This is a genomic window from Rhodococcus sp. EPR-157, assembly GCF_001647195.1.
Taxonomy (GTDB): Bacteria; Actinomycetota; Actinomycetes; order Mycobacteriales; family Mycobacteriaceae; genus Rhodococcoides.
On sequence record NZ_LVCV01000393.1, the window covers coordinates 1 to 12,173 of the forward strand.

At 63.4% G+C, this 12,173-nt stretch carries 10 protein-coding genes; 4 read left to right on the forward strand and 6 right to left on the reverse strand.

From position 1 onward, the window contains the following. The first annotated feature begins 63 nt into the window (after positions 1-63). Positions 64-810, forward strand: coding sequence for a hypothetical protein (locus A2J03_RS17830; RefSeq protein ID WP_156520437.1), 747 nt, complete (start codon positions 64-66; stop codon positions 808-810). A gap of 126 nt (positions 811-936) precedes the next feature. Here the strand turns inward: A2J03_RS17830 and A2J03_RS17835 are convergent, their stop codons facing one another. Further along, positions 937-3,204: an ATP-binding cassette domain-containing protein gene (locus tag A2J03_RS17835; protein ID WP_068376433.1), complete on the reverse strand. Its 2,268-nt coding sequence runs from the start codon at positions 3,202-3,204 to the stop codon at positions 937-939. 85 nt (positions 3,205-3,289) lie between these two features. Here A2J03_RS17835 and A2J03_RS17840 point away from each other — a divergent pair, with 85 nt between their 5' ends. Next, positions 3,290-3,820: a DUF2231 domain-containing protein gene (locus A2J03_RS17840; RefSeq protein ID WP_068376435.1), complete on the forward strand. Its 531-nt coding sequence runs from the start codon at positions 3,290-3,292 to the stop codon at positions 3,818-3,820. A 4-nt stretch (positions 3,821-3,824) separates the two neighbouring features. Here A2J03_RS17840 and A2J03_RS17845 read toward each other — a convergent pair whose 3' ends face one another. The 4 genes from A2J03_RS17845 to A2J03_RS17860 form a co-directional block, all read right to left on the reverse strand. Continuing rightward, positions 3,825-4,511, reverse strand: coding sequence for a TerD family protein (locus tag A2J03_RS17845; RefSeq protein WP_068376437.1), 687 nt, complete (start codon positions 4,509-4,511; stop codon positions 3,825-3,827). 87 nt (positions 4,512-4,598) lie between these two features. Beyond that, positions 4,599-5,276, reverse strand: coding sequence for an Rv1157c family protein (locus A2J03_RS17850; RefSeq protein WP_068376439.1), 678 nt, complete (start codon positions 5,274-5,276; stop codon positions 4,599-4,601). Between the two features lie 50 nt (positions 5,277-5,326). Further along, positions 5,327-5,962, reverse strand: a complete 636-nt coding sequence (locus A2J03_RS17855; RefSeq protein ID WP_068376447.1) for a response regulator transcription factor — start codon at positions 5,960-5,962, stop codon at positions 5,327-5,329. Beyond that, positions 5,959-7,008: a sensor histidine kinase gene (locus tag A2J03_RS17860; protein ID WP_068376441.1), complete on the reverse strand. Its 1,050-nt coding sequence runs from the start codon at positions 7,006-7,008 to the stop codon at positions 5,959-5,961. The genes A2J03_RS17855 and A2J03_RS17860 overlap by 4 nt, the downstream gene beginning before the upstream one ends. 137 nt (positions 7,009-7,145) lie before the next feature. Here A2J03_RS17860 and A2J03_RS17865 point away from each other — a divergent pair, with 137 nt between their 5' ends. Both A2J03_RS17865 and A2J03_RS17870 read left to right on the forward strand, forming a co-directional pair. After that, entirely contained in the window at positions 7,146-8,582 is a 1,437-nt protein-coding gene (locus A2J03_RS17865) for a serine hydrolase domain-containing protein (protein ID WP_068376449.1), read from the forward strand. A gap of 208 nt (positions 8,583-8,790) precedes the next feature. Then, complete coding sequence (locus tag A2J03_RS17870) at positions 8,791-11,028, forward strand: NADP-dependent isocitrate dehydrogenase (RefSeq protein ID WP_068376444.1); 2,238 nt, start codon at positions 8,791-8,793, stop codon at positions 11,026-11,028. A gap of 203 nt (positions 11,029-11,231) precedes the next feature. On the opposite strand, the gene A2J03_RS17875 is transcribed toward A2J03_RS17870, so the two are convergent. Continuing rightward, positions 11,232-12,077, reverse strand: coding sequence for an adenylate/guanylate cyclase domain-containing protein (locus A2J03_RS17875; RefSeq protein ID WP_068376445.1), 846 nt, complete (start codon positions 12,075-12,077; stop codon positions 11,232-11,234). Positions 12,078-12,173: the final 96 nt, after the last annotated feature.

Genomic DNA, 12,173 nt, shown 5'->3' on the forward strand with positions numbered 1-12,173 from the left:
ACCGTTCGATCGCCGCCCGCGTCCAACAGATCGAGTGCCACCTGTGGCCGAGACGGAGGACGGATGACGAACGACGATTCCACGAACGAGGTGCTCCATCGACCTGAATGGCGTCCGCACTGGCCGAGGCCCTTGAATCTGTTGTGGTTGCTCGCTGCTGCCGGGTCGGGTGCTGTGGTCGTGTTGGCTGTTGTGACAATTCCCGTGTTGCTCGCCGATCACGCCTGGGGCGAGTTGGCGCAGCGAATCGCACTCGTTCTGTTCCTGACCGGGGGTGTGTCGGTGGGACTGACCCTGGCAGGACTGTCCAGGTCTCGTGTGCCGAAATCGGTGGGGCCGATAGACGACGCCCAGTACGGTCCGGGCGTGCTGGTGCGCCGCAAATCGCGAGGGTTCCTGGTCGCAGGCCTGCTGGCGCTGGCGTGGTTTCTCTTTGCTTCCGGTGGCGGGTTCGGACTTTTCGCAGGCCTTCTTGCTCTCGCGAGCGCAATCACGGTATCGATGCTGCGGCGCACCCAGGTCTCGCTACACGTGGACGGGATTCTGCGGAGTTCGCTGCGGTTCGGCCTCCGGGGACCGGAGCGCACTCGAGAGTTCTTACGTTGGGAGGACATCGATGGTGTCAAAGCAGAAATCTTCTACGTGCGGGTGAACATGTACGTTGTCCGGAACCCGATCATTCGAATCCAGTCCGCCCGTCTCGTTCCGAAGCGCACTCTGCAGCGCGACGACACCCACAATTCCATCGTTGTCCGTGCACACGAACTTGCGGTCGATCCGAATTCGTTGATGGCGCTGATTTCCTGGTGAAGGGAAAACAGCTGGGCGCGTGCAGCATTGGCGGACGTAGACGCCCGACTCCTGCTCGAAAGCCCACCCCTGCGCGAGAGGCTGCGTTTGTCGCGTGACGCCCCACTGAGGCGGTGACGGCCGGCGTCAGCGCCCCAGACTCTTGGCCAGGTAAGTCCCCGTGTGCGTATCGGCGTGTATCAAGTCGTCCACCGTTCCCGTGAACACCACTTCGCCGCCGCCCAACCCGCCGTCCGGCCCGAGGTCGATGACCCAGTCCGCCGCCGCAACGACATCGAGGTTGTGCTCGATCACGATGACGCTGCGGCCTTCGTCGACCATGCCGGACAACAGGGCGATGAGGTTCGAGACATCCGACGGGTGCAAACCGGTGGTCGGCTCGTCGAGAACCAGAATCGACGACGAACCGACGAGTTCGGTGGCGAGTTTGAGGCGCTGCCGTTCGCCGCCGGACAGTGACGAAAGATTCTGCCCCAGAGACAGATAACCGAGGCCGACGTCCGAGCAGCGATGCAAGATGTCGCGAATCTTCTTGACCTCGAAAAAGTCCTGCGCGTCCTCGACGGACATCTCGAACACGTCTGCGATGCTGATGTCGTCGACGGTATGCCTCATGGCTCCTGGCCGAAAACGCCTACCCTGGCACGTTTCACACGTGCTCGACACCGGATCCGTGAACCCCAGATCGGTGAAGATGATCCCGCTGCCCTGGCAATCCGGGCACGCGCCGTCGGAGTTCGGTGAGAACAGTGACGCGGGTTGACCGGTCTTCTTGGCGAAGTACGCACGGATCGGATCCAACAAACCGGAGTAGGTCGCGGGGGAGGAGCGGCGAGATCCGCGGATCGGAGCCTGATCGATGATTACCGCATCAGGGGCCACGGACCGTAGATGGCCGTGGATCAGGCTGGACTTGCCGGAGCCCGCGACCCCGGTGACTGCCGTCAGAACACCGAGCGGAATCTCCGCGCTGACATTGCGCAGATTGTGGGTGTCGGCGCCGGTGATGGGCAGAAAGCCCGTGGGTGTACGCGGCGTTCGCAGTGCTGCACCGTCGCGGCGAAGAGCTTTGCCGGTTCTGGTGTCCGCATTCCGCAGCTGCTCGTACGTGCCCTCGAACACGACTGTGCCCCCGGCTTTTCCTGCACCAGGACCTATTTCGACGATTCGGTCGGCGATCGCCATCACCTCTGGATCGTGCTCGACGACGAGTACCGTGTTTCCTTTGTCGCGCAACGCAAGCAGCATGTCGTTCAGGCGGTGCACATCGCGAGGGTGAAGTCCGGTCGTGGGCTCGTCGAACACGTAGAGCATGTCGTTGAGCGTCGCACCGAGATGGCGAACCATCTTGATGCGCTGCGATTCACCACCCGACAACGAGGAGGTTGCGCGGTCCAAGCTGAGGTAGCCCAGACCGAGGTCGACGAGTCTGCGGAGCTGCACCACGATTTCGGCGCTGAACGTGTCCAGGTCCTTCAGCGTCCATCCTTCGATACGGTCGGCGAGATCGGAGACCTGCATGGCGAAGGCGTCGGGCAGCGAAAGCCCCTCGAGGGTCGCGTTGCGGATCGTGTCGTTGTAGCGCGTGCCACCGCACGACTGGCAGGTTCCGCGGGTGACGATCCGGTCGAAGGCGGCTTTGGCTTTGCCTTTCAGCGCGTCTGCGTCTTTGGAAAGGTAGCTACGCCGGAAACGCGAGACGATGCCCTCGTAGCTCTTCATGATTGCGTCGGCGTTGACCACCTCGATCTCGCCGGGTTTGGCGTCGAAGAAGATGTGTCGTTCGCGGGCGGAGTACTGCTCGATGGGAACGTCCAGGTCGAACAATCCGGAGTCGGCGAACACCCGGTAGGGCCACTTGCCGGGTTCGAAGTCCGGATGCTTGAAGGGGCCCTCGCGCAGCGACTTCGACTCGTCGACAAGCTCGTCGATGTCGACGACCTTCGCCTCACCGAGTCCATCGCATTCGGGGCACATGCCTGCCGGGTCGTTGAACGAGAAAGCGTTGGCATAGCCGATGGACGGCTTCACCCCGCGTGACCACAGCATTCGTAGCCAGTCGCCGATGTCGGTGATGGTGCCGACGGTCGAGCGCGGCCCACCGAACAGACGCTTCTGGTCGACGATGATCACCGCCGACAGATTGGCGATGAGGTCGGCGTCAGGTCGACCGTAGGACGGGAGAAACGCCTGCGCGAATGCTGTGAACGTCGAGTTGATCTGGCGTTGAGCTTCGGCCGCGATCGTGTCGAAGACCAGGGAGGACTTGCCGGAACCGGAGACGCCGGCAAAGACGATGAGTGTGCGTTTGGGAAGGTCCAGGTCGATGTCGTGCAGATTGTTCTCTCGGGCGCCTCGGACAACGATCGTATTCAGAGCTTCCAGCGAAGTCATTCCGACAGATTACCGTACAGTGTACGAGGATTTCGGGTCATGCCGCCCTGATTGGTGCCGCCGCTGTCGGGGTACCCGCGACGGTATGAGCCTCCCCGGTGTGATGAACAGTCTCGAATCCGCGTCGTTCCTGGACAAGGAAGGCGATGCCATCCATAGGCTTCTCGGGCCCGCGCTGGACGGGAGTGCGATCGGCGGAGTGCTGCGCGGCACCTTCGTGGGGCATCCGATCCACCCAGCTCTGGTGAACGTCACGGTAGGTGCGTGGACCAGCGCGGTCGTGCTCGACCTGGCCGGATCCGAGTCCAAGGCCGCGCAGCGCCTCATCGGCCTCGGTCTCGTGTCGGCGCCGCCGACCCTCGCAACCGGGTGGGCCGACTGGTCGACGCGCGGCCCACGTGCGCGTCGAGTCGGACTGATTCACGCCGGGGCGAACGCTGCCGGAGTCTTCCTTTTTCTGGCTTCCTTCATGCGCCGACGGACGCGCACCGATGCAGTGGCGAAAGGCCTCGCGATAGCAGGCCTCAGCGCTGCCGGTCTCGGTGGCTTCATCGGCGGGCACCTCGCATACAGCGTCACCGAGGACGAGTCCTCGGTGGGCGCGCACCGAGCGTAGGTAGCTACTTACGCCCCGCCGCCCACTTCATTCCCCAGCCGTACTTCTTGTCCAGATCGGACTGGCTGCCCTGGATGTACTCGACCTGGCGAGTGACGGTGACGCCCTGTTTGCCGCTCTCCAGCAACGCAATTGCACAAATTCGTGCAGAGTTGCTCTCCGAGTCCAGCTTGACCTCCACCTGCGGTCCCGACGTGGGGAACAGGGTGACGACGCCGTCGACAGCGGCCCAGTTGGGTGCACCGTCGTAGATCATCGCGAAAATCAGGATGCGCTTGAACATGTCGGGTCGGGCGAGGTTGATGTGCATGTTCTCGCCGCCGGTGACGGTGCCGGAGCGGTCGTCGCCGTCCAGCGCGATGAACGGAGCACGATCGATCGCACCGAAGCTGTTGCCGAGGGCCTGGATGACGCCTTTGGAGCCGTCGGCGAGCTCGTAGAGGCAGCCGAGATCGAGATCGACGCCACCCGACCCGTACGACGCCGCCGCCAACTTCGCGAGAAATCCCTTCTTCTTCGGCTCCGGTGCCGCGGCTCCCGTCGACCAGTTCAGGTTGACGCGCATCGAGCCCTGGGATTCTCCGGACTTGGTGAGGCTGATCGATGGGGCTGCCTTCGACAGCGTCACCTTGCTCAGGCTGACCGGTGGTTGCGTCGGGGTCGAAGGCTTGCGGGTGTAGTCGATTGCCATCTTCAAGAGCCTTATCGTCAGAGTGTCCGGTTTGCGTGCTTCACCCTAGCCGAGCGTGATGACGAGGAGAATGCGCTCGGCGATGGGTCAGGCCCGTACGACGCCGACCACCGGCGCGAACTCACACGGTGGCAGACCGTTGCTCGTGTTGTCGAGAACGCTACCGAAGACGACGAAAACGATTGTGCCGCTGCCGGTTGCAATGGTGTTGGACAACGTGACGATGTAGTCCGCTGGCCGCTCCTGGAACATCGGAGCGCGGCCCGACTGCATGGTGTTCAGATTGACCCAGGCGACCTCGAGGTTGTCCGCTTGAAGCGGCGAGGACATCGCGGTGTTCATCGCGCTGAAGAAGACGTTGACCGTTCCAGGTGGGATCACCGGGACAGGAAGGCTCTCGTCGACGGCCGGACCGGCGATGGCCTGGGCGATTCCGACGGAGTAGTCGTCGGGTTCGAAGCCGCTGGGCAGGCAGTCCGCTGCCGCCGTGTCGTACAGGAACGGCTGCGTGGTGCCCTCGGACAGCTGTATCGACCGGGGAAAGTAGTTGTATCGCGGTCCGCCTTCGGCGATCTTGCGCACCGCGATCAGAGCCGATTCGGCTGTCTTGGATCCGATCGGCATCGCGGCAGGCTGCAACGCCTGCTCGACGGCGACAAGCGTGTCGATGGGGAGGGGAGCAGCATCGGCTGGGATCGTGGCCACGGACAGGAGGCCGACGGATGCGGCGGTCGCGAGCATCGCGCGGACTACATTGTTTGACATACCCTCAGGTTCGTTTTCGGTCAGCGGATCGTTACCTGTTCACAGTTCTTTCAATGGATGCCGAGGGCCGACGCCTTGCGGACGCAGTCGACTCGGGACACGGCACCCAATTTCGCGAAGATGTTCGTCAGGTGCCGCTTGACGGTCGACTCGGTGATGCCGAGCTCGCTGCCGATTTGGCCGTTCGTTCTGGCCTCGGCGACGAGCCTGACGATCTCGACTTCCCGCGGCGACAGCGGATGAGGCGCGGGCCTCAAAGCTGCGACGACGGACTCGCGTGACGACGACACGAGTACGTCGTCGGGACTGCGCAGCACCGAGTGGAGCCCGGCGATCAACTGTTCGCGTGCAACAGTTTTCGACAGAAACGCCGACGCGCCCGCGTCGAGCAGATCTCGCATGGTGCGCGGATCCTGGTGCATCGACACAATCACCACGGCCACGGACGGTGCCTTCGCGCGGATCGCGCTCACCACTGCATATGCTCCGGGTCCGGGCATTTCGATGTCGAGCACCGCGACATCCGGAACCTGTGCGGTGACGACGTCGATCGCGGTGGTGCCATCGGGACAGTGAGCGACGACGACGAACCCCGGATCCGACTCGATCAACGCTGCCAGCCCGTCACGAAACAACGTGTGGTCGTCGGCGATGACGACACGGAACGGCTGCCTGCTGGGCGTCACCACCGCTGACCCGCAACGGTGGCCACCGGATAGTGCACGTCGACGGTTGTCCCGGCGCCGGGAATCGAGGTGATCGACGCCCGTCCACCCAGCATCTCCGCTCGTTCGCGGATCGAGGTGAGTCCGCCTATGGGCTTTGCCGAGGTGACTGCGTCGACGTCGAATCCGTCGCCGTTGTCCCTGATGACTGCGCGGAACAGGTCGGCTTCGGCGATGAGTTCGATGTCGATCGAAGTGGGGTGCGCGTGAATCAGTGCGTTGCGCAGGGCTTCTCGGATGAGCAGATACAGTTCCGCGGCCACCTCGTCGGGCAGGTGCGGTTGTGTGCCGAGCATTTCCAGGCTGGTCCGTGTGCCTTCGGGAGCTGTCGAGTCGAGGTACGACGCGAGCGCCTCGCTCAAGGTGTCGCCGGGCATGGTGACCCACAAGTCCGCCGACAACTGACGGGTCATGTCGACGCTGGACACGATCGACGTGCGTGCCGCGGCCAGATGTTCCTCGGCTCGGTCGTGGTCGCGAAATCTGTAGTGGTCGAACAGATCGAGTTGTTGCAGCGCGACGCCCATTCCGTGAGCGATGCGATCGTGCAGATCACGGGCAATGCGGCTGCGTTCGTCGTGTTGCGAGGACAGCAAGCTGGTCAGCAGATAGTCGACGTACGGTAGTGCGCCGACTGCCACGCGCTGCTGGATTTCGCGTTCGAGTGCAGTACCCAGTTCGACGACGGACAGTGGTGCTCCAGACGCCTCCAACGCGTCGGCGAGAACCGGGAACAGTGCCTCGAACATCAGCGACGCAGCGCGGAGTGACTGCGTCGGGTGAATGCGGGACCGGGCGCGCTCGCTGCCGATCCGTGCACTCATATCGGGGACGGATTCGTCATCTTCGGTCGACGACAACTGTCGGGCTACAGCGCGCACGACACTCTCGGCCTGCAGTGCGAGCTGACCTGCGACCGCCTCGTCGGAGAGAACCGTCGAGCCGATCAGTAGCTCGCGGTACGCGGTGACAGCGGCCTGGACGAGGCGATCGGAATCGACGCTCACGTCCGCCCTCCTCCTACTACTTAGGTCGTAGCGCACGGTGCACCTTGGTAGCGAGCCTATCGACTGCGCGAGCCGTGCTCGATACCGTGCGAAAGATATCTGCCGACAGAGCTTCACACGAGAGGGGAGCGGACGCGATGCCCACGGGCGCACGGCCAGTGCTGGTGATGCTGTGGGTTGTGGTGATCGTCGGCGCACTCGCGGCGGTCGGCCCTGTCCGGGCAACCGCGGACACCCAGCCCGCCGTCCTGCAGGACGCCGTAGACGGGTGGGCGTCGGGGATCGGGGCGCCGGGAATGACGGCACAGATCGTCGATTCCGGAGGTGTTGTGGCGCAGGCGTCGACCGGCGTCGACGGCAGGGGATTGCCCGTCGACAGCGCCACCCCGTTCGTGTGGGGGTCGGTGTCCAAGCAGCTCACGGCAGCCACCGTCCAGGGACTCGAACGCGACGGCGTCGTCGACGAGAATGCACGCGTCGTCGACATCGTCCCGCAGGCCCGGCAGCTGCTCGGCGGCTCAGCGGTAACCGTCGGCGACCTGATCCATCACACCAGCGGACTCCCGCACGACATCACCGTCACCGACGACTGGACGCGTCGGGAATCGGCAGCCGATGCGGTGGCCACGATGCCCGAACCCGACGGTGTCTCTGCCCGCGGCACGTTCCGTTACTCCAGCCTGAACTACCTGCTACTGCAGGCCGTGGTCGAGATGGCCACGGGCGAATCGTTCGCCGACGCTCTCGAGCAGGAGGTGTTGGAACCCGCCGACGCCACGACGACGATCACCGACCCCGAGAATTTCGTGCGATCCGTCCCACCCGGTCATGTGCCGTTCTTCGGCTCGGCGAGAGCGATCGATGTCGGCGTCGACGCAGCGGGGCTCGGCTACGGCTACCTTGCAGGTTCCATCGAGGACTTGGGGCGCTATGCGGCCTGGCGGTTGGCCGAGCTGCAGGGCGGCGAAGCTGCCATGGCCGAGGTGAATACGGGCCAGGGAACGACGTACGGGAGCGGGTTGTTCCACGAGAGCATCGGCGGACAGGACGTGTGGTGGCATTCGGGCGCGGTGCCCGGCTACTACACCTATGTAGCGTTGGTGCCGGGGGAAGATGTGGCAATGGTGTTGGCCACCAACAGATATGGCGAGATCGAAGCCGAGCGGATCGCTGCCGTGGGGCGGAACCTGACGACTCTCGTCGTCGACGGATCGATCTCCGATCTGCCTGGATCGATGGCTCCGATCGTGCTCGGTGTTCTGCTGGGCGTGGTCGCGCTGTTGAGCGGTTGGATCGTGTGGTCGGTGTACCGCGTGGCGAGCGGACGCACGCAAGCGCGTTCGTTCGCCGGTGCAGCCGTCCGTGTGCTGATCGTTGCGGTCGTCGCTGGGGCTGCAGTGGTCGGTGTGTACCTCGGCGTGCCCATGCTCGTCGGGGCAACGCCGACAGTGATGGCGCTCTGGGCTCCGGACGTCGCCATGATGTTCTGGGTTCTGCTCGGTGCGGTCTTCCTTACCGCAGCCCCGCTCGTCGTGAGCCAGGTCGTGGGCTACCGCAAGTTCCGACGGTCCTGAGCCCCGCCGACATCGAGGTTATGTCGCGAATGTCGTCGAAATGCAGGCACAACCTCGATCTCGCCGAGGCATGAATGTCCTACCCGTCAGTAACTTCGGGCGCCGAATCGAGTGATATGCCACTGCCCCGCACAGCGCGGCGTCGGAAGATTAAAGTTGGACGTGAACGTATCCAAAAGACGACGTTGAAACTGAGGCAAAGGCGAATATGACAGACAAGCAGCCAACCATCATCTACACATTGACCGACGAAGCGCCGATGCTCGCGACGCACGCGTTTCTTCCTGTCATCCGCGCGTTTGCCGATGCGGCCGATATCAACGTCGAGTCCAGTGACATCTCAGTTGCCAACCGGATACTTGCAGAATTCCCCGACTACCTCACCGAAGACCAGCGCGTCACAGACAACTTGGCCGAGCTCGGCCGCCTGACGCAGCTCCCCGAAACCAACATCATCAAGCTTCCGAACATCAGTGCTTCGGTGCCGCAGTTGCTCGCTGCCGTCAAGGAGCTTCAGGACAAGGGCTACGCGATCCCCGACTTCCCCGGCAATCCCAAGACCGACGAAGAGCGCGTGATTCGCGACCGTTACACCAAGTGTCTGGGCAGCGCGGTCAACCCTGTACTGCGCGAAGGTAACTCGGATCGCCGTGCGCCGAAGGCCGTCAAGGAATTCGCCCGCAAGCACCCGCACAGCATGACCGAATGGTCGATGGCGTCGCGCACCCACGTCGCGCACATGCGCGAGGGCGATTTCTACCACGGCGAGAAGTCGACGGTCGTCGACGGCGACCGTGAGGTCAAGATGGAACTGCTGCCCGCCGACGGCGAGCCGATCGTCCTCAAGGAGAAGGTCTCGCTCACCGACGGTGACGTCATCGACTCGATGTTCATGAGCAAGAAGGCACTCCTCGACTTCTACGAGCACGAGATGCAGGACGCCTACGACACCGGCGTCATGTTCTCTCTGCACGTCAAGGCGACGATGATGCGCGTATCGCATCCGATCGTGTTCGGCCACGCCGTGCGCGTGTTCTACAAGGACGCGTTCGCCAAGCACAACGAGCTCTTCGAAGAGCTGGGCGTCAACGTCAACAACGGCCTGTCGGATCTGTACAGCAAGATCGAGACGCTTCCGGCCTCCAAGCACGACGAGATCATCGAAGACCTGCACAAGTGCCACGAGACGCGCCCGGAGCTGGCGATGGTCGACTCGGCACGCGGCATCTCGAACTTCCACTCGCCCAGCGACGTCATCGTCGATGCATCCATGCCGGCCATGATTCGCGCCGGCGGCAAGATGTGGGGTGCCGACGGCCGTCCCAAGGACACCAAGGCAGTCAACCCCGAGTCGACCTTCTCCCGGATCTACCAGGAGATGGTGAACTTCTGCAAGACCAACGGCCAGTTCGATCCCACGACGATGGGCACCGTCCCCAACGTCGGTCTCATGGCTCAGAAGGCCGAGGAGTACGGCTCGCACGACAAGACTTTCGAGGTGCCGCAGGCAGGCATCGCCAACATCACCGATATCGCCACCGGTGAGGTGCTGCTGACGCAGACCGTCGAAGAGGGCGACATCTGGCGTCTGTGCATCGTCAAGGATGCGCCGATTCAGGACTGGGTTGCGCTGGCTGTGCGACGCGCACGCGAGTCGGGAATGCCGGTCGTCTTCTGGCTCGATCCGTACCGCCCGCACGAGAACGAACTGATCGGCAAGGTGCGCAAGTACCTGAAGGATCACGACACCGAGGGTCTGGACATCCAGATCATGTCGCAGGTTCGCGCGATTCGGTACACGATGGAGCGTCTGGTCCGCGGCCTCGACACCATCTCCGCAACCGGCAACATTCTTCGTGACTACCTCACCGACCTGTTCCCGATCCTCGAACTGGGCACCAGCGCGAAGATGCTCTCGATCGTGCCGCTCATGGCAGGCGGCGGCCTGTACGAGACGGGTGCAGGCGGATCTGCACCCAAGCACGTCAAGCAGCTCATCGAGGAGAACCACCTCCGGTGGGATTCGCTCGGTGAATACCTCGCTCTCGCAGTCAGTCTCGAAGACCTCGGTCGCAAGACCGGCAGCACCAAGACGGCTCTGCTCGCGAAGGCACTGGACGCGGCGACCGGCAAGTTGCTCGAGAACAGCAAGGGACCATCACGCTCGACCGGCGAACTCGACAACCGCGGAAGCCAGTTCTACCTCGCTCTCTACTGGGCGCAGGAGCTCGCCGCACAGACCGAGGACGCGGAGCTCGCGCAGCACTTCGCCGAACTGGCAAAGGCGCTGTCAGACAACGAAGACACCATCGTCAAGGAGCTTGGCGAGGTCCAGGGCGGACCCGTCGAAATCGGTGGGTACTACTTCCCGGACCCGGAGGCCACCGCCGCCGTCATGCGCCCGAGCAAGACGTTCAACGACGCGCTGGCCGCTGCGCAGAAATAGCTGTCAGCCGGCCCGATCGTTTGCCCTTGATCGCTTGCCGACCCTGATCGCTTGCCGACCCTGATCGCCTGCCGACCCTGATCGCTTGAAAGGTCCATCCATACGTTCCAATCGTATGGATGGACCTTTCGCGCGTTCGCGGCGTGAGAGTCCCAACCGCTTGAATGGTTCATCCACGCCATCTGATCGTATGAATGAACCATTCAAGCGGTCTGTTGGTCGTCCGCCCGCGGCCCGGGCAAGCGATCCGAGAAGCTCAGCTCGACCGGATACAACTGAAATCTGCCTTTCATACCCTTGAGCGCAACCTCGCGCGGGGTGCCCAGCGAGATGTCGTACGCCTCGCTGAGTGCGTCGCGGACCGGTTCGCTGACCAGAATTTCGCCACCCTCGGCCTGGCCCGCGACCCGAGCTGCCATCGCGACGTTCAGCCCGAAGAGGTCGTCGCCTCGGCGCACCGAGCTGCCCACGTGAACACCCATGCGCACTCGGATGTGGTTCCATCGATCTGGGTTCTCGCTCAGAGCCTCTTGCACTCGGATACCGCAGCGGATCGCTTGGCCGGCGTCGGAGAACGCGATCATGAAGCCGTCGCCCTGATTCTTGACGACGTGGCCGCCATGGATTTCGACCTGCTTGGTGATCAGCCTGTTGTGCCGTTCGAGCAGCTTCATCCAGCCGCGGTCGCCCAACTCCTCGTTGCGCGCGGTGGATCCCTCGATGTCGGAGAAGACGACGACGATATCGCCGTCAGCTGTCATTCTCGCGAGGTCGGGGCGCTCGACCTTCGCCCAGCCCGCCAAGTCTTCGACGGAGTTGCGCACCGTCGCGCCGATCCCCTTGTTGATCAGCGAGTCCGCTGTCTGAAACGCCGTCCTGATCGCGAACGGGGCGACCCCGCGTCGTCGACGACGGTGGCCCTTGTCGGCCAGGGCACGTTCGAGTTCGCGTCGCGTTCCCGTCAGCTGCCTGCGGGAGACGACAAGTAGAACGCCGAGCGCAACGATTGCCGCAAGCTCTACTCCGGCCGCAATTATCCACAGGGTCACAGCGTTTGATCTGCCGCGGGGATTTCGGACACTGGAGATGGTTAATTTCAGGCCGCGTTGACGTGCTGCCGGTAAGTGTAGTGGACGTCGTTCGGG